The sequence below is a fragment of the Pigmentiphaga aceris genome (assembly GCF_008119665.1).
In the GTDB taxonomy this organism is placed as follows: domain Bacteria; phylum Pseudomonadota; class Gammaproteobacteria; order Burkholderiales; family Burkholderiaceae_B; genus Pigmentiphaga; species Pigmentiphaga aceris.
In genome coordinates, this window is sequence record NZ_CP043046.1 from 5,780,474 (window position 1) to 5,800,588 (window position 20,115).

The window sequence follows — 20,115 nt, forward strand, 5'->3', positions numbered from 1 at the left end:
AAGGGGAATGCTCTCCCCGCCCGGCTTGATGGTGCTGCTGCGTTGAAGCTGGCGCTGGATGGTGCTTGCGGCTTCGGATTGGTGCGATTTTTGTGGCTATTGGCTGGGATGGTGTGCTGCGGTTGGAGTGGTTGCGGGTAGGTGTTTTTGTTCTTTTGCCAGTCGCGGGTGGTGGGGCCGGCTCGTCTGCCCCGCTGGACTTTCGCGTCGGGACTCCCGCCCTCCACGTCGGCCAGAAGGGCAGCCGAGCCGGCCCCACCACCCACGCCTTCAAAGACGTTTGGTTAAAAGCGCATGCCGCCTTTGGGCGAGTGCTGATCTTCTGACTGTTTGGTGCTGTGAACGGTTCTCGGCATGCGTTGGCCACCATTCTTGATCGCTACGCGGCTGGCCTTCGGGACTGGCTGCCCAGGTCGCCACGAAGCGAGTCAGCGGCTCACGCATCGGGCCGTATATCAGGGGCCTTTCAGGGCAGCGCCACGCAAGAAGAATTGCGCTTCTGCTTGGTGGTGGGGTGACTTGGAAGCGGGTGGCCGCGCACCAGGTAATGCGACGAAAAGGCGGGGCGCTGAAAGTTGACGCTTTAAGGGCTGTGCATTGAACGTTCGGGGCGGGGAGGGGCGTTCTAAGCGTGATGGATGTTCGACGCGGTGATGACGGCGGTAAGTGATAGCGAACGCTGATGATGCTGGGCGCTTACAAGAGCCTCCGCAGTTGAGCACCAGGCTGCCGACGCTTATGTGGTGTTGCTCTTGCCGCAAGACAGGCGCTTCGATCAACGCGCAGCACAAGCGTTTTCATGCAATTAGCCGCCAGCGTCACGATCGTCGTGGCCGCTCTCTGCATGCTGTGATGCGGCGGCCACCCGCTTCGGTGTCACCCCACCACCAAGCAGGCGCGCAAATATTCTTGAGTGGCGCTGCCGTAAAAGGCTGCTGAAGAACCAACCGAATCGTAAGCCGGAGAAATCGCTTCGTGGCGACCTGGCCAGCCAGTCCCGAAAGCCAGCCGCGTGGTGTTTAAGAATGGTGGCCAACAAATGCCGAGAACCGTGTCCAGCTCCAAGCAGCTAGCAGAACGGCAAACGCCCAAATGCGGGATTGGCTTTTAACCAAGCCGTTTTGAAGGCGTGGGTGGTGGGGCCGGGTTGGCTGCCCTTCTGGACGAGGTGGAGGGCGGAGACCCGACGCCTAAGTCAAGCGGGGCAGACGAGCCGGCCCCACCACCCGCGACTGGCAGAAGAACAAAAACACCGTCCCAGCAAAACCCCGTTCAGCGAGCACGCTTCCCCGCTTGGATGTAAGGCCAGAGCAGCCTCCAGGCCAGTAATGCAGCCAACACCGCCGCATACCAAATCACCTCCTGGAAATCGTTCTTGCCCGCCTTGTGCCACCAGTAATGAACAATCGCCAGAACACCGATCACGTACACCGCGCGATGCAACAAGCTCCAGCGCTTGCCCAAGCGTCGCATCCACCCCTGCGTCGACGTCACCGACAGCGGAATCAACAACACAAACGCCGAAAATCCCACCAAGATGAACGGCCGCTCAATGATGTCCTTCACCGTCGCTTGCAGATCGAAAAACTGATCGAACCAGATATACGTCGTGAAATGCAAAAAGGCGTAGAAAAACGCGAACAAGCCCGCCATACGCCGCACGCGCGCCAGCATGTTTTGTTTCGTCAACTGACGCAACGGCGTGATACCCAGCGCAATCAACAGACAGACCAAAGTCCAGGTGCCCGACGACCGTGTCAGAAACTGCGTCGGATTGGCACCGAAGCCGTCAGTGAAGCCCAGCCATACCCAGCGCAACAAGGGCAGCAAACCCAACACGAAAAGCAGGACTTTTGCGCCCCGCAAAGGCAAACCGAACAGACGCTGCGCGGGCACATTGCCAGCAGCGGCAGCCGGCTTTTTTGCACCCGGCGCGGATCGAGGTGACACAACGCCCGCGCGGGTGACCGGGTCCGCAGACGAGCCCGAGACTGAACCAGGGACTAGCCCCGGCGCCAACCCACTCTCCACTGCCGCGCCCTTTCCTCCACCCGTCCCAAGCGCACGCGCAGTCGCCTCAGATGAATCATTCACAGCCATGTTTCCTACCAACGCTTAGTAGAACTTGACCAGATCCATGCCCTGATAAAGCGATGCCACCTGATCGCCATAACCGTTGAACTTCAAGGTCTTGCGCTTGGGCGCAAACAGGCCGTCTTCGCCGATGCGTCGCTCGGTAGCCTGGCTCCAGCGCGGATGCGGGACATCCGGGTTCACGTTGGCGTAGAAACCGTATTCCGACGGGGCGGTCTTCATCCACGCACTGGTGGGCTGCTTTTCGACAAAACGGATCTTGACGATCGACTTGCCGGATTTGAACCCATACTTCCATGGCACGATCAAACGCACCGGCGCGCCGTTCTGGTTCGGCAGCGTCTCGCCGTACAAGCCCAGCGTCAGCAGCGTCAGCGGGTGCATGGCTTCGTCGATGCGAAGCGCTTCGATGTACGGCCATTCGATCACGCGGCTGCGCAGGCCCGGCATGGTCTTCGGGTCGGCAGCGGTGATGAATTCCACGTACTTGGCATTGCCGGTGGGCTCGACCGCCTTGATCAGGTTAGCCATCGAGTAGCCCACCCACGGGATCACCATCGACCAGCCTTCCACACAGCGCATGCGATACACGCGCTCTTCCAGCGGGGCCAGCTTCAACAGCTCTTCGATGCCGAAGGTGCGTGGCTTGCCCACCTCCCCTTCTACCGACACCGTCCACGGACGCGTGACGAACTTGCCAGAGTTCTCGGCGGGGTCGCCTTTGTCCAGGCCGAATTCGTAGAAGTTGTTGTAGGTGGTGACGTCCTTGCGGGGCGTCAGCTTGTCCATGATGGCGAAGGCGTTGTTCGGCGGGGCAACCAGCTTGGTGGTGGCACCGGCACTCTGCGCCCAGGCCATCCCCCCAATGCTGCCCAAGCCAAGGGCCGCAGCGCCTTGCAAGAGCCTGCGGCGATCAAGGTAGATCGGTTCAGGCGTGATTTCCGAGGGAACGATGTCGGCGGGACGGCGGATAAGCATGTGGGGTACTCCTGGGCCGGCCGCCTCGCATGAAAAGGCCGACGATGGACAATCCTGGACCTGCCCCACGTGTTTGATCGGGGACAGGCCAGGAGATATACGTCGGACAATACCGCGCAGATGCGGTTCCCTGCCAGCGCGTGGTTACAGGCCCCGGAAAGCCTTACACAACGCCACAACTGGCCTGACATCGAGCTTAAAGTTCACCGTAGGAATGCAGGCCGGACAGGAACATGTTCACGCCCAGGAACGCGAAGCCGGTGATCAGCAGGCCCACCAGTGCCCAGTAGGCAGACGCCGCGCCACGCAGGCCTTTCATCAGCCGCATGTGCAGCCAGGCCGCGTAATTCAACCAGACGATCAGCGCCCAGGTTTCCTTCGGGTCCCATTGCCAGTAGGCACCCCAGGCGTCTGCCGCCCACAGTGCGCCCAGCACGGTGGCCACCGTGAAGAAGGCAAAGCCTACGGCGATTGCCTTGTACATGATGTCGTCGAGCACCTCCAGGCTGGGCAGGTGCTCGGCGATACGACGGCGTGCAAGCAGGATCGCACCAATCGCCACGGCAGAGATGCCGAAGTAGATCATCCAATAGGCCGAGGTCTGGCTGCCCCGGAACACCAGTGGCTCGGCCGCAAGCAACACGCCGAGCAGGAACAGCGGTGTCAGCTTCTTCCACGATGTGGTGTCGCCGTTGATCTTCACCAGGTAGGCGAAGGCCACCATGGCCGCCAGCGAGAACGTGCCGTAACCAATGAAATTGGCAGGCACGTGCAGCTTCATCCACCAGCTTTGCAGAGCAGGTACCAGGGGCTGGATTTCATGCGCGCCACGATCAAACGAATACCACAGCAGGAACGCCACAGCAGCGGTAATCACCAGCGAGACAAACCCACCCAGACTGCGCGTGCCGTATTTCTGTTCGTAATACAGGTAGAACAGCGCCGTCACCAGACAGAACAGCACAATCACTTCGTACAGATTGCTGACCGGGATGTGGCCAACGTCAGCGCCCAGCAGATAACTTTCGTGCCAGCGCACCAGCAGGCCGGTGGTGCCGAAGAACACTGCCGTCCACGAAAACGCCGTGCCCAGCCAGGACGCCGTTTTCCACCGCGCCAGCAGCCCAAGCCAATAGCAGGCCATCGCAATGCAGAAGGTCGCGCACATCCACAGAATCGCGGATTGCGAGGACAACAGGTACTTCAGGAAGAAGGATTGTTCGGCGCGAACCGCCGATCCCTGGTAGGCCAGAATGGCGATCCCGGTGGACAGGGCCACCGCCACCATCATGCTGCGCAGCGGACGCCACAACCAGCCCAGCCATGCCAGCGCGGGCACGGTGCCGAACAAGATCGCTTTGTCGTAGTAGTCCATGTGGCCGCCGACCCGGTGCAGCGCAAAGGCCGCCCCACAGGCGAGCAACAGGAAGAAGACCACATCGGTCCAGTCGGGCTTGCGGCCGCCCGCGACCACGTCGGTCATGCCATGCAATCGATTGCCGGCGTCAGTGCCGGGTTTGGTACCTGCGTTGTTACCTGACTTGCTAACCGCATTGGAACCCGACGGGGTCCCTGGCTGAGTGCTTATTTCCATCCTGTTTTATCCCCTGGAATTCTGCGTCTGCACGCCGACTTCTTCGCGCAAACGCTCAAATTCACGTTCGAAATCCAGTGTACGCCGCGCTGACGACATCGCCATGGCGGCATGCGTACCCGCTGCCTCGGGCTTGACCCAGATCCAGACCCGGCGTTCGCGGATATAGAACATCGCAAACACACCCAGGATCAGCATCAGGCAACCGATGTAGACCGAGTTCTTGCCCGGCGTGCGGCTCACCTGGAACACGCTGGCCTGCACGTGCTCGAAGTCGTCCAGCGATAGCAGCACCGGTGCCGGGTACAGGAACAGGTCGGACAAGGCAGCGATCGACAATTGCATGAAGCCGCCATCGTCGGGTCCCGCAGCCGGCAGCCCGATCTGTTCGCGCGCCACGTTGCGCAATTCAGCCAGCGCGCTGCCCAGCAGCTTGATCACCACGTCGGCCGCGCGCTGTTGTTCGTCGGCAGCCACGTTTTGCTGCAGGAACTGGGCAACTGCCTGCAGGCCGCCATTGGCGAAGGTGTCGAGCGCACGACGCGCAGACGATTCCAGCTGGCTCGACAGACCGTCGGCACCTGCAGGCCGGTTGGCCAGTGCAAAACGACGTGCCGCCAGGCCGCGCATGTCCGGGTTTTCCAGCGCGGCGCGCAAGGCCATGAATTCTTCCATCGAGCCTTTGGCATCGGCGGGAATGCGCAGATAGCGATACGCCTCGTCCGGCGTGCTGCGCATGCCGGTCAGGAAGACCGACCCACCATCCAAGGTAATGGGCAGCATGTAATTGTGGAATTCGCGCGCCTGGCCGCTGGCATCCCGAATGCGGTATTCGACGCTGGGACCGACATTGCGCAGGTTCTTGTCGATGGGACGCGCAGCACTGCCCGCGACCGAAGCCACGTGATCGCTGAACGCTTTGGGCGTATTGCCGATCTCGCCCGAGAAATTCTCGACGTTGATCGGACGCAGATTGCTGAATTCCAGGTTCAGCGGCGGCGTGCCCGCAGTGCCAGCATCGATCTGGGTAGACTCACCGATCTTGCCGCCTACGTCGAAGGTGTATTCGCGCCCACCGCGCAGGGGGTAGCCCTTGAGCTTGACCGTGCTGCCGCCGTCGTTGAAGCTCGACTGGTACACCGTCATGCCCTTGTAGCGCAGCGGCTCGTTGACCTTGATGGTCTGCGCAAAGGTCTTGCCGGTGTCCGGGTCGGTGACCTCGACTTCACTGGCAAACGAGCGCGGCATGCCGGTGGAGTAGTACTCCACCACAAACTTTTTCAAGGACAGCGTGAACGGCAACGGCTGCACCAGCGCACCGTCGCCAATCAGCACAATGGCGTTGCGCGAGGCACCGCCTTCAGACACCAGCATGTTGGCGCGGAAACTGGGATTGCCCGGTGCCAGGCGACCCGTGGGCGGTACGTCGGCAATCGTCATGTTCTCGCGCACCGGCTCCTTTGCCCCTACCCAGATCTGCGCGCGCACCGGCAGCTCGCTGTCGAGCAGACCGCCAATACAGATGACCACGATCGACAGGTGAGCAAAGATATAACCCAGCCGGTTGCTGGAACCTGCCTTGGCGGCGATCAGCACGGCGTCGCCGTCCTGGCGGGTGCGGAACTTGTAGCCGCGTGCGCGCAGCAAGGCCGTCAGGCGTTCCACCACCGAAGGCACGTCATCGGTGGCCGAGTATTCGGCACGATGCGGGAAAGACTTCAGACTGGATTCGCGCAGGTGTTCGCGGAAGGTCCGCATGTCGCGCACCATCTTCGGTGCGTTGCGCACCACGCAGATGGAGGTCGAGATCACCAGGAAGCTCATCACCACCAGGAACCACCACGCGTTGTACACGTGATAGAGCTGCAGCATGTCGAAGAGTTCGTACCAGAACGGGCCGAACTGGTTGATGTAATTCGACGGAGCCTGGCCTTGCTGCAACACGGTGCCGATGACGCTCGCGATACAGATGAACGACAGCAGGCTGACCGCAAAACGCATCGACCCGATCAGGTCGACGAAATCATCCAGACCACGGCGAAAGCCGCTTGGGGAAGATGGTGAAGAAGAAGCATTCATAAAGATGACATACGTAAATTACATACGTGAAAAAGGGGCGACACGAATCGCCCCTTTTTTCATGGGCCGCGCTGGACGGCCCAGGTTTTCAATCGATGCCCACGCCGTGAATCCAGGCGTAGGGGTATGCGAGATCTTGACGATACTAACCGACATCACCCGTCTGTCAGCTGACAGGCATCTCGCACGATAGTTCAGCGCAGGCCTGCAATGTAGTCAGCCACTGCCTGGATTTCCTTGTCCGACATGCGCGCTGCAATCGCGGTCATGGCGGGGTTGTTGTTGCGCTCGCCACTGCGGAAATGTTCCAGCTGCAGTTGCGTGTACTCGGGATACTGACCACCGATGCGCGGGTATTGCGAGGGCAGACCCGCACCGTTGGGGCTGTGGCATGCGGCGCATGCCGGCACGTTCTTAGCAGCAATGCCGCCTCGGTAGATCTTCTGACCGAGTTCGACCGTTTCCTTGTTCTTGGCGAACGCAGGCTTGATGGTCTGCATCGACAGGTAGGCCGAGATATTGCGGATTTCTTCTTCAGTCAGCGGCTGGGCCTGGGCATTCATCACCGGGCTCACGCGTTCCGGACGTGCCTTGCCATCTTTGGACTTGAAGTTGTGCAGTTCTTTTGCCAGGTAGTCCGCATGCTGGCCGGCCAGCTTCGGATTGGCTGCACCGGCACTGTTGCCGCCGGGGCCATGACAGCTTGCACAGGACACGATGTTGCGTGCGGCGTCGCCGTTGGTGAACAACTGCTCACCCTTCGCAGGGTCTGCCTTGGGCATGGAAGGCGGCGCATCGGCCGCAAAGGCGGGCGATGCAAACACGCCAAGCGCCAAACCAGCAACCGCACCAGACATCATGGCGCTCGAAATGAGCAACCGGGACAGCACACGCTTCATGGAAACCTCGATAAGCTCCGTGGGCAGGCGTGACCCTTGGGACAGCGCTTTCAGGCACTCACCGGGTGATCGCAGGCAGGGAGCAAAATGACAGACCGAATACCGCAGTGTGTCGATTTTTTCCCGTATTGCTAGCTGGGTGATTCACTAATCACGTAAAACAACAATACCGTGTTGGTAAATCCACGCTTTGGTAAATCCACTCGGGGACCCAAACACCAAGAACACAGGCCTGGAAACCATTAATCATACAATAGGCACCTTTGCCTTCCGGGCGTTTGTTGCCCCCTCACATCGTGTCCCTACTTCATCGCGCGACCTTCCTGACGTCCTCTGCCAGGCTTGATCAGCTCCCCCCCCCCGGCGCCCCGGAAGTCTGCTTCGTAGGCCGCTCCAATGCGGGTAAGTCCTCGGCGATCAACGTCTTGACGCAACAGCGCAGACTGGCTTTTGCCAGTAAAACGCCGGGCCGAACACGCCTTATCAACATGTTTTCTTTGCCAGATAAACTTGATCCAGATCAAGATATTGGTTATCTGGTTGACCTGCCGGGCTACGGATATGCTTCAGTTGCCCGCGACGACCGAAATACCTGGGCTGACGTGCTTGGCGGATATCTGCGCACCCGGCCTTCGCTGGTCGGCGTGGTCTTGCTGATCGACATTCGCCGTGGGGTCACAGACCTCGATCGCCGCATGATCGACTTCCTGGTGCCGGCCGGCCGCCCCGTGCTGGCGCTGCTGACCAAGGCCGACAAGTTCCCGTACGGCCAGCGCATCAAGGCGCAGTTTGCCGTGCGCAAGGAACTTGAAGCCATTGCGTCACTCCATACCATCCCGTTCTCGTCGACGGACCGCATCGGACTGGAAGAAACCGGCGAGTACATCGAGAACTGGATTTCGCCGGCAGTCGCGCTCTGACCCAGCCCTCGCGCCGCGTCGCGCCAGCCCCGGATCGAACCAGAACTGGCTCGCTCCCGGATCTGCGCTGTGACCGGCCCTTCACCCGGACCGCGCCCCCCGGCTTTCCCGCCGTGTCGTCTGGCGCGCCCTCCCGCTTATTCAAGGAATCACCATGAGCCAGGACAAAGCTTTCGCCGCCTACCCCTACGGACGGCCGCGCCGCCTGCGTCGCGATGCCTTCACGCGCCGCCTGGTGCGCGAGAACAACCTGCGCACCGACGACCTGATCTACCCGGTGTTCGTCGTCGAAGGCAGCGGCCAGCGCCAACCCGTGGGCTCGATGCCGGGCGTGGAACGCTATTCCATCGATACGCTGCTGCCGGTGGCTGAAGAATGCGTGAAACTGGGCGTGCCGGTCATGGCCTTGTTCCCGCTGATCGACAACGCACAGAAGTCGCTCGACGGCGCGGAAGCCTTCAACCCGGATGGCCTGGTGCCGCGCACCGTGCGCGCGATCAAGGAGCGCTTCCCGGAACTGGGCGTGCTGACCGATGTGGCGCTCGACCCCTACACCTCGCACGGCCAGGACGGCGTGATCGACGAAAACGGCTACGTCATCAACGACGTGACGGTGGACCTGCTGGTCAAGCAAGCGATTGCGCAAGCCGACGCCGGCGTGGACATCGTTGCCCCCAGCGACATGATGGACGGCCGCATCGGCGCGATCCGCGAAGGCCTGGAATCGGCCGAGCACATTCACACCCGCATCATGGCCTATTCGGCCAAGTACGCCAGCGCCTTCTACGGTCCGTTCCGCGACGCCGTGGGTTCAGCAGGCAACCTGGGCAAGGCCGACAAGGCCACCTACCAGATGGACCCGGGCAACATCGAAGAGGCTCTGCGCGAAGTGGCGCTGGACCTCGAAGAAGGTGCCGACATGGTCATGGTCAAGCCCGGCATGCCCTACCTGGACGTGGTGCGCCGCGTGAAAGACACCTTCCACGTACCGACCTTCGCCTACCAGGTGAGCGGTGAATACGCGATGCTGAAGGCCGCTGCCATCAACGGCTGGCTGGATCACGACAAGGTCATGATGGAATCGCTGCTGGGCTTCAAGCGCGCCGGTGCCGACGGCATCCTGACCTACTTCGCGCTCGACGCCGCACGCCTGCTGCAACATTCGCGCTAAGCATCGAGGCCGGCATGGACATCCTGTGGATCTCGGACAAGCAGCCGGTTGAAATCTTCGATCCGGCCTCGCGCCTGCCGCACGAAGGTTTTCTGTGGATCGACGCGTCGCAGGACGACCTGACCGACCTGCCCGCGTGGCGCGAACAGATCCACCGCCTGACCGGCGTCTACCTGCACGGCCTGCATCTGCGCGATGCGACCAACCCGACGCACCCGTCGTATTTCGACAATACGGCGGACTACGAGATGGTCATCTTCCGCAAGCTGTACATCGATGCGCCAGACGTAGGCGAAAGCTTCATCCATTCCGACCCGGTGGCCCTGCTTGGCAAGGAAAGCCTGCCCACCCGGCCGGTAGCGTTCTTCGTGCTGCCCAATGCACTGATCACGGTGCGACACGGCGAAAGCGTGTCGGTCAACGAGATGCGCCAGCGCCTGTTCGAACTGGGCAAGCCCGACCAGCGCGCAGGCGGCTCAGGCAGCCGCGCCATCGGCGGCCTGGGTGCACTGACCCGCCCGCCTGCCGGGCCAGGCGACCTGATGCTGCGCATCATCAACGCCATGGTCGATCGTTACCTGGCCTTGCGTGCGCCGCTGACCCAGTTGCTGGACTACTGGCAACGCGAACTGCTGCGCCCGAATCGCAAGTTCAACGACTGGATCTCGCTGCTGGAAGCACGCATCGGGCTGCGTCGCCTGGAAAGCCTGTGCGAAGAACAGTACGACGCGCTGCAAGAGCTGCGTGAAGTGGCGCTGGACCCGAACGAGACCATCGAGGACGATCGCGGCCGCGTGCGTGCCTATGGGCCGCGCCGTGATGCCTTGCTGGTGCACATCAACGACGTGCTGGAACACATCGCCCGTGTGCTGAACAGCGCACGGCGCATGGAAGCGTCGGTGGAATCGGCTGTGCAACTGCATTTCTCGGCGACCGCGCACCGCACCAACGAGATCATGCGCGTACTGACGGTCATCACGGCGATCTTCATGCCGCTGACCCTGATCACCGGCATCTTCGGCATGAACGTGGACCTGCCGCTGGTGAAAGACCACCACGCGTTCTGGTGGGTCATGGGCAGCATGGTGACCCTTGCGCTGCTGATGTGGCTGGCGTTCTCGGCAAAAAGCTACCTGGAATCGCGCCCGTATCGGGTGGCGCAGATGCTGGCGCGCAAAGCGGCACATCGGGCCGCACACACGCTGACCGCGCCAGGGAAAAGCCGGGCAGCCAGCCGAACCCGCGCGGCATCGGCAAGCCGGGCCAAATCGCCGTAATTTCTATTCGAATACTGTGCCTTCAAAAAAAGACGCTTCAACCCCTGACTACGACGCCGAATTCGACCTGAAAAACCGACCGCCCCAGGCGGGAGAAACACGCAAATTCCCGACCGGCGAAGCCTTCTTCCTGTCACCGCTTCCCGTGCCCACTGGGCAGATTCCGGTCGACCTGGGCGGCAGTTTCGTCGCGGTCAACGACGTCTACCTGGATGTCGGCAGCTCCAATCTGACCAAGTCGTTTCAAGCCCGCCTGTGTGTCATGCTGCCGACGACGCTGATCTTCCTCATGCAAGTCGTCTTGCCAGTCGGCATGGGGATCGCCGGCGAACTCTACAACCCGTTCGGCAGAACCTTCTGGTACTACTTCAGCGACCTGTTCCTGTTCGGTCTGTGGATCTCGCTGTTGGGCGGCGGCGCGGCGACGCTGCTCGGCATCTGGGCCGTGGTCACCACCACCCTGGCCAAGGCGCGCACGCGCCCCTTGCGCTTTCATCGCCAGCGGCGCGAAGTCTGCTTCTTCCCCGACGGCTCGGACGAACCGGTGATCTGCCCCTGGGAAAAGATGGTGGCCTGGGTGTCCGTCAGCAGCGGCCAGACCGGCGTAGGCGCGGTCACCAGCTACACCTTCGGCATGGCCGTCGATGATGTAAAAAATGACAAGGTGCACTTTCTGCTGCGCGGTGCGCTGACGCCATTGCACGGTTTGGTGCAGTGGGAATCCATCCGCACCTACATGGAAAAGGGTCCCGAATTCGCACCCGGCGTTGCGCCCTATGAAGGTCTGCACACCTTCGACAAAGAGCGCGAAGACATGCGCGAGGAATACCTGTACAAGGAACGTTCCGCCCTGGGCGTGGCCTGGTGGTACGTGTCGCACGTGTTCACGCTGTGGCGCTTCCCGTACTGGGTGGCCGAGTGGGACCACGGCTACAGCATGAAGGCCATGCCCGATTCGATTGCGGCGTGGTCACAGGCCATCCCGCCAGAGGAATGGGCCAAGCCCAGTGCCGAGCTGAAGGAAGAAAGCGTGAAGATTGAAGCTGCGTTTGCAGAGGGCATCAACTTCGCGAAGTACTTTGAATCGAAGCTGGTGAAGATCGACTGAGTGCTGCGCCCTGAGTGCTGCTCACACACCGTTTTTCAGTCCTCGCTGACCACATACGCAACCAGTGCTTCAAGCGAATCGAAAACGTCCGCATCTTCAATGAATGGATCGCCTGCATCGAGCAAATGGAAGCGTGGTGCGCCAGACTTCGGCATCAGAATCAGCCGACCGCCAGAGTCATCGCCGACCGATACATGGTCCGGGAAACTGGTGCCTACGTCATAGGTCTGGTTGCGCTCGGCAATGTCGTCAGTGGCATAGATCACCACCAGGTCATTGAGCATCGCGCCGTTGTGCGCAGCCCAGAAACCGCCTAGCCAGCACGTAGCAGGAAGCCCTAGCTGCTCGCACATCGCCTGGATGTCTGCGGCGGACGCAGGCGCGTTTGCGTAGGTGTAGATCATGCTCATGCCGGAAACCCTGCGGGCCGTTCCAGCTTCGGATAAATGAACTTCTTCTGCTCGTCCCAGTTCACACCGGTGGCATGAATGAAGCGCAGTCGGTTCAACAGTTTCTTGGGGTCGCCAACCATGCCGCAGAAATCGTGAGACTGGATGAGTGCCAGGTCGTCTTCGACGGTCAAATGGCGTTTGATGACCCGCGCATCGATGTTCGAATACTGGTCGGTCAGCTCGATCAAATTGGCGGTGTAGGTGTTCTCGGCCAGCCACTCGAAGGACAGCATGTTGCGGATGATGGGGCGTGAATTCTTTGTGACTTCATCTGCTGCCAGACGGCGCGCAAACATGGGCCGCAACGGCTTGTCGGCGACAAAAAGACTGAACAGAATTTTCTCGTCGTTCAGATCCACGTCGTGCCAATCATCAACGGATCGGAACACGTCGAAAAATTCCATCAGGCAGTTCTTTCTGACCTGGGCCAGGGTGAACAGGGATGCATCCACCTGCACCACCAACACATCATCTTCTGCCCACTTGACCTGCTTCGGCACAGCACGCTCCTGTCGTGATCGTCAGGGCAAGGTTTTACCTCATGGCATGTAAGCCAATCGTTGTCGGACAGGAGCAACTGGATCAAGCTGAAACGAAAAGGGCTGAGTTCGGTGAAACACCGAACTCAGCCCCAGGCGCAGGCCCGTCTCGTCACCTAACATCACCTCACGCTGATGCATGGTTGCCGTGGCGGGTGCACAGGACGGTCTTGCGCGGTCTAGATCAACGACGACGCCACATCGACGCCATCGACACACGTCGAGCCACACCGCGACCAATTACTTGCGCAGATCTGCCAGCGTCTTCTGCACACGTTCGACCACGTCCGGGCCGATGGTTGCCTTGTGTTTGTCATATACCACTTGCGCCTTGCTCAGCATGCGCTTGTGCTCTTCCGGCGAGATCTCGTTGACTTGCAGGCCAGCTGCCTTGATCTTGGCCAGCGACTGCTGCGACAACGCACGAATGACCTTGCGCTCTTCGTCACGGCCCTTCACGGCGCACTCGCTCAACGCAGCTTTTTCTTCCGCGCTGTAGGTGTTCCAGATGGGCTTGGAGAACAGCACCAGGAATGGCGTGTAGGCGTGGTTGGTGACCGAGATGTACTTCTGCACTTCGTAGAACTTCGACGTGTCGATCGTCACGAAGGGATTTTCCTGCGCGTCGATGGCCTTGGTTTCCAGGCCCGAGAAGATTTCACCGAAGGCCATGGGCGTGGCGTTCGCGCCCATGTTCTTGAAGGTGTCCAGGAAGATGTTGTTCTGCATCACCCGGATCTTCATGCCGTCGAAGTCTTCCCACTTCGCCACCGGCTTCTTGGAATTGCTCAGGTTGCGGAAGCCGTTTTCCCAGTAGGCCAGATTCACCAGTCCGACTGCGTCGAGCTTTTCATTGATGAACTTGCCGAAGTCGCCGTCCACCACCGCGTCGGCTTCTTTTTCGTTGGCGAACAGGAAGGGCAGATCGAACACACCCAGCGCTGGTACCAGGCCCACCAGCGGCGAGGACGAGGTGATCACCGCTTCCTGCACGCCGGAACGCAGGGCTTGTGTGGCCTGCAGGTCATCGCCCAGCGCGCTGCTCCAGAAGGCGGTGATCTTCATCTTGCCGCCGGACTTTTCCTGCACGCAGGCGTCGAATGTTTTCACACCATTGCCCACTGGGTGGGTCTGAGCCAGGCCGTTGGACAGGCGGATGTTGCGGGTCTTGAATTCCGCGTTGGCGGACATCGCGACGCTCATGCCGAGCAGCGCGACCATGCTTGCGAGTAGGGTCTTTTTCATGGGTATCTCCGTGATCTTTTATAGGTATGGAAAGAGTGCGCCCTGCCCCTGCAGGGCGCGGTAGATCAGAGCAATACAGTCAATGCAATACGGTCAGATCAATACAGCCACTTCAGCGGCACCAGAACCAGCTCCGGGAACGCAACCAGCAGGAACAGCACGACCACTTGCGACAAGAGGAACGGCCATACCCCAACCGTCACCTTGCCCAGCGGAATCTTGGCCACGCCGCTGACCACGTTCAGCACCACGCCCACCGGCGGCGTCAGCAACCCGATGCAGTTGTTCATGATGAACAGCACACCGAAGTACACTGGGTCGATGCCTGCCTTGATGATGATGGGCATCAGCACCGGGGTCAGGATCAGGATGGTCGGTGCCAGGTCCAGCGCCGTGCCCACGATCAGCACCAGCACCATGATTGCCAGCATCAGCAGCTTCGGACGCTCGATCAGCGGTTCGATCATCTCGCCGAGTTCTGCCGGGATGTTGGCGGCGGTGATCAGCCATGCCGATACCAGCGCAGCAGACACCAGGAACATCACCACGGCGGTGGTCTTGGCAGCACGCAGCAACACGCCGTACAGACTCTTTACGGTCAGTTCGCGGTACACGAACATGCCCACCAGCAGCGCGTACATGGCGGCCACCACAGCGGCTTCCGTCGGCGTGACTACACCCATGCGGATACCGCCCAGAATGATCACCGGCATGCCCAGCGCCCAGGCAGCGTTGCCCGTGGCCTTCAGACGTGCCTTCATGCTCTGACGCGGCAGGGGCTGGATGTTGGATGTGCGGATCACCCAGTACCAGGCCACCAACAGTGCCACCGCCATCATCAGGCCGGGTGCGATGCCGGCCATGAACAGCTTGCTGATCGATACGTTGGCGGCCACGCCGAAGATGATGAAGGCCAGCGACGGCGGCAACACCGGCGCGATGATGCCGCCAGCGGCCATCAGGCCGGCCGCACGCGGCACGTTGTAGCCGGCACGCGCCATCATCGGGATCAGAATGGACGCAAGCGCAGCGGTATCGGCAGCCGCCGAACCCGACAGACTGGCCATGATCACCGCAGCCAGAATGGCCACGATGCCCAGGCCACCACGGATGTGACCCACACATGCCAGGGCGAAGTCGATGATGCGCTTGGACAGACCGCCCGAGTTCATCAGTTCGCCTGCGAGCAGGAAGAACGGAATCGCCAGCAGCGTGAAGGTGTCGGCACCCTTGATCATGTTCTGCGCAACGATCTGCGTGTTGAACATGTCCATGTAGCCCATCAGGACCACACCGCAGAACATCAGCGCAAACGCCACCGGCACGCCAATCGCCATGGCCCCCAGCAGGGACGTGATAAAGACGAGCAGCGTCATTGGGTGCCCTCCCGCATCATGGCGGCAGCTTCGCCTTCACCGCAGAAGGCAGAGATTTCTTCTTCCGTCGTGCGACCCGTGATGACACGGATGACACGTTCAATCGCGATCAGGCAGATACCGCCGCCGCTGAACAGCCCCACGCCATAGACCCAGCCCATCGACAGTCCGGTAACCGGTGCCGCCATGCTGATGTTGATGTCGAGCTGTTGCCAGGTGCCCCAGAAGAACACCGCTGCGCAACCCGCCACGATGACGTTGCTGATGCCCATGCAGATCAGGCGGCCCCTGCGCGACAGGCGTTGCACGAAGGTCTCGATGCCCAGGTGCGAATACTCACGAAAGGCGATCACGGCACCGATGAAACTCAGCCACACGAAGAAGAACCGTGCGAGTTCTTCAGAGACCGCAATGCCGCTGTTGAATCCGTAACGCAACACCACATTGCCGAAGACCATCACCACCATGCCGGCGAGCGCGACAACGATCAGCCCCTCCAGCACGCGGTAGAACAAATTGATGGCAGCTTGCATGAATGCTCACTCCTTGTTCTCGAATGCGGGCCCAAGGCCCGCCACGGGGTTGACTCAGGCGTTCGCAGACGAGCTGCTGAACGCGCCGCGTTTGGCCAGGTTCTGGAACAAGGCGCTCAGGCCGAACTGCCAAGGCGGGCAGGCGTCCGAACGATCCACCACATTGACCAGACGGCCCAGCAAGGGCGAGCTGATCTCGACCCGGTCACCGATCTCGTGCGTGAAGCCTTGCCCCACCCCGCGCCGGTCTTTCACCGGTGCGAACATGGTGCCCAGGAACAGCAGCGCGCCGTCGGGGTATTGGTGATTGCGGTTCAGCAGCTGGCCCGCCAGGCTTTCCGGCGAGCGGCTGATGGCGGCCATGGGGCTGACACCCGTCATCTCGAAACCGTCGGTGCCAACCACCGACAGCGAGACTTCGACCTGCTTGAGCTGTTCGATGGTGAAGTTCGCATCGAACAGTCGGATGAACGGACCGATCGAGCAGGACGCGTTGTTGTCCTTGGCCTTGCCCAGCAGCAGGGCCGAGCGGCCTTCAACGTCGCGCAGGTTCACATCATTGCCTAGCGTGGCACCCACGATCTGGCCGTCGGAACGGACCGACAGCACCACTTCCGGCTCGGGGTTGTTCCACTGCGACATGGGGTGGATGCCGACACGGGCACCCACGCCCACCGACGACATGGGCTGCGACTTGGTGAAGATCTCGGCGTCGGGACCAATGCCCACTTCCAGGTATTGCGACCACAGGCCCAGGTCCTGCAACAGACGCTTGACCTCGGCAGCTTTGGCCGAACCGGCCTCGATGCCACGCAGGTTGTCGCCCAGCACCGGGGCCAACTGCTTGCGCACATCCAGCGCACGCGTTGGATCGCCCTTGGCCTGCTCTTCGATCACGCGTTCCAGCATGCTGTCGGCAAAGGTCACGCCAGCGGCCTTGACGGCCTGCAGGTCGGCGGGCGGCAACAAGGTACCGCTGCGACCGCTCAGGTAGTCATCGACCGAACCGATGTCCGGGTGTTCCGACGGCGTTGCCACCCGCGCGGCCAGGTCGCTGCGTTCGATCACGCCCGACAAGGTCGGCGACAGCGCGGACAGGTCATAGACCCGGTCGCCGGCCACCAGCACCGGGCACGGGCCACCGGCGGCGTCAGACCACACACGGCCCAGCAGGCGCGCCTGTGCGGCGTCCTGGGGCAGGATATCGGCCGCAGTCAGGTTGGCGATGTCATCGCGGAAAATACCAGCGGTACGGCCGGCGGCATCGGCATGCGTCGTGGCCGATTGCGGGGTGGTGCTTTGTGGCATGACGCCATCTCCTGTGGTGTATTCGTTTGCACGTATCTGTCGATACGCACGCGCAGGCTTGTTTGCCGTGTTTTGCCGTGTTTTTTTGCGGTCTGCCGGCAGCCTTTTGCGCGCGGGTTTCAGTGTTCGTCGTACTCCTCGCCATCGAAGGCCAGGCCGAGCCGTGAGGCCGCGCCGCGGATGTGCGCACGCATGGCGGCGCGGGCACCGCGCACGTCCCGGGCGGCGACTGCATCGCGAATGGCACGGTGTTCGGCAATCGTGATCTCGACGATCTGCTCAAGCTCGGTACGCTCGCGCGCCAGGTCGATGGTGGCGCTGATGCGACCCGCCACGAAACCCAGGATCATCGTGAAATATTCGTTGTGCGTGGCCACGGCCAGCGCATGATGAAACGCCAGGTCGGCAACGATGCCGTCACGCGTCCATTTGTCGATGCCGGTCATGCGGTCGAGCGCGGCATCCAGTGCAGCCAGTTCTTCAGCCGTGTGATGACGCGCCGCCAAGCCTGCGGCCTCGACTTCCAGTGGCGCACGCAGCTGGAACAGCCCGCGAAACGCATCGTGGCTGGCAAGCGCTTCGTCTTCGATGCGGATCGACCGGCGACGGTCGGCATCCACCACAAACGCGCCAATGCCTTGCCGCGATTCCACGATGCCCTCGTTACGCAGCTGGGCAATCGCCTCGCGCACGACCGTGCGGCTTACGCCAAAGCTCTTGGCAAGCGCGTGCTCGGTCGGAAGCCGATCACCGGGCACAAGCCGCCCTTCGGTGATCTCGCGGCCGATCTGCATGGCGATCTGCGTCGGCAACTGGTCGGCGCGCTGGAGTTGATTGAAAGGCATGAGTAGTGGCGGGAAGCTGAGAGAAGGCCGTCAGTCTGCCAGGACTTGGCAGCCGGGATTCATGCGACCTTCCGGGTCGATGGCCTTGCGAATTGCCACCAGCAGCGCCTTGTGCGCAGGTGCCAGCTTCTGTTCGAACTCAGGTCGCTTCAGGCGACCAATGCCGTGCTCAGCGCTGATGCTGCCCTGGTATTCATAGACCAGCTCGTTGATCAGATTCTTGCCCACATACAGAATGCGCTGACGCTCTGCGATATCGGCGCTGGCCGGTGGCAATACGTTGATGTGCGCATTGCCGTCGCCCACATGACCGTAAGCAATCGACAAGCTGTCCGGGAAAGCCTGCTTCAGCACAAACAGTGTGCGTTCAACAAATTCCGCCATCGTCGACAGCGACACCGACACATCGGTACGCAGATGCACGCCACGCATGGCCTGGCCTTCGTTCATGCCTTCGCGGAAGCGCCACAGATTGATGCCCTGCGCCCGCGATGCAGCCACCACCCCGTCTTGCACCATGCCGTCTTCCAGCACGTTTTCCAGGAACTGGTCGAGCAAGGTCTTGATGTCGACCAGGCCCGAGCCAGACACTTCCATCAGCACGTAGGCGGGGTAGTCGCCGGCAATCGGCATCTTCAGATCGGGCTGGGCTTCGATGGCCAGCATGAAGGCTTCAGGCGGCATGAACTCAAAGGCCGTCATCAGGTCGCAGCAGTCACGACGCGCGCGGCGATACAACGCAATGGCGTCGTGCAAGGAAGCCACGCCAAGCAAGGCAGTTTCCACTTGGGTCGGGCGCGGCAGCAGCTTCAGCGCCACGGCGGTGACGATGCCCAACGTGCCTTCGGCACCGATGAACAACTGTCGCAGGCTGATGCCACGGTTGTCCTTGCGCAAGGTGGTCAGGCCATCCCAGATGCTGCCGTCGGGCAACACCACTTCCAGCCCCAGCACCAGTTCGCGGGTCATGCCGTAGCGAAGCACGTTGATGCCGCCGGCATTGGTGCCCACGCTGCCGCCGATCTGCGCTGACCCTTCCGCGCCGAATCCCAAGGGGAACAACATGCCGTGCGCGTCGACTGCTTCCTTGATGTTGGCAACGATGCAACCAGCCTCGACCACGGCAGAGAAATCATCTTCATCGATGCGGCGAACGCGATTCATGCGTTCCAGGCTGATGATGACCTGATGGTCCGGCTGATCGGGAATGCCGCCCAGCACCAGACCGGTATTGCCACCTTGCGGCACGACCGCCAGGCCCAGTTCGGCACAAGCACGCATGGCCTTGGAAACGTCTTCGGTACTGCGCGGGCGAATCACCGCCACCGTGCCGCTTGCCACGTCACCGTGCCAGTCGCGGCAATAGCGCGCCTGGTCGGCCGGGTCCGTCAGGACGGCGTCTTGCCCGAGGCGCTCGACAAGCGCCGCGCGGGCCTGCAAGACGGTGTTCAACACAGCATTCATGGCCCGCATTCCTTGCGTCGGCATCTTCTAGAGGGATAGAGGTCAGACAACCGATACACCCGATGGCAGTGCCAGGTGTTCCCATCCGCTTTGTCTAGGGGAACACCCCAAACGCGCGCTGCGTAGCCCTTCACGCATAATTGTCTGACAACCTGATAATACGTCGCAGCCTGCAAAAAACTGTCCTGGGAATGACCCTAGGGCACATGAAAAGACAGGTGATACGACGTGCA

General features: G+C 61.3%; 17 protein-coding genes. 4 read left to right on the forward strand and 13 right to left on the reverse strand.

Features of this window, described 5'->3' with window-relative positions:
* Positions 1-1,272: 1,272 nt before the first annotated feature.
* From FXN63_RS24860 to FXN63_RS24880, 5 genes are all read right to left on the reverse strand, one after another.
* On the reverse strand, positions 1,273-1,896 hold the full coding sequence (locus tag FXN63_RS24860) for a protein-methionine-sulfoxide reductase heme-binding subunit MsrQ (protein ID WP_148819807.1): 624 nt from the start codon (positions 1,894-1,896) through the stop codon (positions 1,273-1,275).
* Between the two features lie 219 nt (positions 1,897-2,115).
* Positions 2,116-3,072 (reverse strand): protein-methionine-sulfoxide reductase catalytic subunit MsrP, encoded by a 957-nt coding sequence (gene msrP, locus FXN63_RS24865; protein ID WP_148818188.1) that lies wholly within the window; start codon positions 3,070-3,072, stop codon positions 2,116-2,118.
* Between the two features lie 196 nt (positions 3,073-3,268).
* Positions 3,269-4,555, reverse strand: coding sequence for a c-type cytochrome biogenesis protein CcsB (ccsB, locus tag FXN63_RS24870; RefSeq protein WP_148818189.1), 1,287 nt, complete (start codon positions 4,553-4,555; stop codon positions 3,269-3,271).
* A gap of 117 nt (positions 4,556-4,672) precedes the next feature.
* Complete coding sequence (locus FXN63_RS24875) at positions 4,673-6,745, reverse strand: cytochrome c biogenesis protein ResB (protein WP_148818190.1); 2,073 nt, start codon at positions 6,743-6,745, stop codon at positions 4,673-4,675.
* Between the two features lie 194 nt (positions 6,746-6,939).
* Entirely contained in the window at positions 6,940-7,644 is a 705-nt protein-coding gene (locus FXN63_RS24880; RefSeq protein WP_148818191.1) for a c-type cytochrome, read from the reverse strand.
* Between the two features lie 296 nt (positions 7,645-7,940).
* Here FXN63_RS24880 and yihA point away from each other — a divergent pair, with 296 nt between their 5' ends.
* The 4 genes from yihA (at position 7,941) to FXN63_RS26840 (ending at position 12,120) form a co-directional block, all read left to right on the forward strand.
* Entirely contained in the window at positions 7,941-8,564 is a 624-nt protein-coding gene (gene yihA / locus FXN63_RS24885) for a ribosome biogenesis GTP-binding protein YihA/YsxC (RefSeq protein ID WP_148819809.1), read from the forward strand.
* Between the two features lie 154 nt (positions 8,565-8,718).
* Positions 8,719-9,735, forward strand: a complete 1,017-nt coding sequence (gene hemB, locus FXN63_RS24890; protein ID WP_148818192.1) for a porphobilinogen synthase — start codon at positions 8,719-8,721, stop codon at positions 9,733-9,735.
* Between the two features lie 14 nt (positions 9,736-9,749).
* The gene (locus FXN63_RS24895) at positions 9,750-11,012 is read left to right on the forward strand and encodes a magnesium transporter CorA family protein (RefSeq protein ID WP_148818193.1); all 1,263 of its coding nucleotides are present in this window, start codon (positions 9,750-9,752) and stop codon (positions 11,010-11,012) included.
* Between the two features lie 16 nt (positions 11,013-11,028).
* Positions 11,029-12,120 carry a DUF6708 domain-containing protein gene (locus tag FXN63_RS26840; RefSeq protein WP_222863969.1) on the forward strand — a complete coding sequence of 364 codons (1,092 nt, stop codon included), beginning with the start codon at positions 11,029-11,031 and terminating at the stop codon, positions 12,118-12,120.
* Positions 12,121-12,155: 35 nt separating this feature from the next.
* On the opposite strand, the gene FXN63_RS24905 is transcribed toward FXN63_RS26840, so the two are convergent.
* From FXN63_RS24905 to FXN63_RS24940, 8 genes are all read right to left on the reverse strand, one after another.
* Positions 12,156-12,530 (reverse strand): hypothetical protein, encoded by a 375-nt coding sequence (locus FXN63_RS24905; RefSeq protein WP_148818194.1) that lies wholly within the window; start codon positions 12,528-12,530, stop codon positions 12,156-12,158.
* Positions 12,527-13,072, reverse strand: coding sequence for a hypothetical protein (locus FXN63_RS24910; protein ID WP_148818195.1), 546 nt, complete (start codon positions 13,070-13,072; stop codon positions 12,527-12,529). The genes FXN63_RS24905 and FXN63_RS24910 overlap by 4 nt, the downstream gene beginning before the upstream one ends.
* Before the next feature lie 279 nt (positions 13,073-13,351).
* Positions 13,352-14,356, reverse strand: a complete 1,005-nt coding sequence (locus FXN63_RS24915) for a TRAP transporter substrate-binding protein (protein WP_148818196.1) — start codon at positions 14,354-14,356, stop codon at positions 13,352-13,354.
* Positions 14,357-14,454: 98 nt separating this feature from the next.
* Positions 14,455-15,732 carry a TRAP transporter large permease gene (locus FXN63_RS24920; protein WP_148818197.1) on the reverse strand — a complete coding sequence of 426 codons (1,278 nt, stop codon included), beginning with the start codon at positions 15,730-15,732 and terminating at the stop codon, positions 14,455-14,457.
* Entirely contained in the window at positions 15,729-16,265 is a 537-nt protein-coding gene (locus FXN63_RS24925; RefSeq protein WP_148818198.1) for a TRAP transporter small permease, read from the reverse strand. The genes FXN63_RS24920 and FXN63_RS24925 overlap by 4 nt, the downstream gene beginning before the upstream one ends.
* 54 nt (positions 16,266-16,319) lie before the next feature.
* On the reverse strand, positions 16,320-17,573 hold the full coding sequence (locus tag FXN63_RS24930; RefSeq protein ID WP_246164966.1) for a fumarylacetoacetate hydrolase family protein: 1,254 nt from the start codon (positions 17,571-17,573) through the stop codon (positions 16,320-16,322).
* A 119-nt stretch (positions 17,574-17,692) separates the two neighbouring features.
* The gene (locus tag FXN63_RS24935; protein WP_148818199.1) at positions 17,693-18,418 is read right to left on the reverse strand and encodes a FadR/GntR family transcriptional regulator; all 726 of its coding nucleotides are present in this window, start codon (positions 18,416-18,418) and stop codon (positions 17,693-17,695) included.
* A gap of 30 nt (positions 18,419-18,448) precedes the next feature.
* Positions 18,449-19,882: an FAD-binding oxidoreductase gene (locus tag FXN63_RS24940; RefSeq protein WP_148818200.1), complete on the reverse strand. Its 1,434-nt coding sequence runs from the start codon at positions 19,880-19,882 to the stop codon at positions 18,449-18,451.
* Between the last annotated feature and the right edge of the window lie 233 nt (positions 19,883-20,115).

What these genes read in the sequence shown, in the direction of transcription:
- FXN63_RS24940 (WP_148818200.1), bottom strand. Translation starts at nt 19,882, where the DNA reads ATGAATGCTGTGTTGAACACCGTCTTGCAGGCCCGCGCGGCGCTTGTC.
- FXN63_RS24925 (WP_148818198.1), bottom strand. Translation starts at nt 16,265, where the DNA reads ATGCAAGCTGCCATCAATTTGTTCTACCGCGTGCTGGAGGGGCTGATC.
- msrP (WP_148818188.1), bottom strand. Translation starts at nt 3,072, where the DNA reads ATGCTTATCCGCCGTCCCGCCGACATCGTTCCCTCGGAAATCACGCCT.
- FXN63_RS24935 (WP_148818199.1), bottom strand. Translation starts at nt 18,418, where the DNA reads ATGCCTTTCAATCAACTCCAGCGCGCCGACCAGTTGCCGACGCAGATC.
- FXN63_RS24880 (WP_148818191.1), bottom strand. Translation starts at nt 7,644, where the DNA reads ATGAAGCGTGTGCTGTCCCGGTTGCTCATTTCGAGCGCCATGATGTCT.
- FXN63_RS24930 (WP_246164966.1), bottom strand. Translation starts at nt 17,573, where the DNA reads ATGCCACAAAGCACCACCCCGCAATCGGCCACGACGCATGCCGATGCC.
- hemB (WP_148818192.1), top strand. Translation starts at nt 8,719, where the DNA reads ATGAGCCAGGACAAAGCTTTCGCCGCCTACCCCTACGGACGGCCGCGC.
- FXN63_RS24895 (WP_148818193.1), top strand. Translation starts at nt 9,750, where the DNA reads ATGGACATCCTGTGGATCTCGGACAAGCAGCCGGTTGAAATCTTCGAT.
- ccsB (WP_148818189.1), bottom strand. Translation starts at nt 4,555, where the DNA reads ATGACCGACGTGGTCGCGGGCGGCCGCAAGCCCGACTGGACCGATGTG.
- FXN63_RS24905 (WP_148818194.1), bottom strand. Translation starts at nt 12,530, where the DNA reads ATGAGCATGATCTACACCTACGCAAACGCGCCTGCGTCCGCCGCAGAC.
- FXN63_RS24920 (WP_148818197.1), bottom strand. Translation starts at nt 15,732, where the DNA reads ATGACGCTGCTCGTCTTTATCACGTCCCTGCTGGGGGCCATGGCGATT.
- FXN63_RS24915 (WP_148818196.1), bottom strand. Translation starts at nt 14,356, where the DNA reads ATGAAAAAGACCCTACTCGCAAGCATGGTCGCGCTGCTCGGCATGAGC.
- FXN63_RS24875 (WP_148818190.1), bottom strand. Translation starts at nt 6,745, where the DNA reads ATGAATGCTTCTTCTTCACCATCTTCCCCAAGCGGCTTTCGCCGTGGT.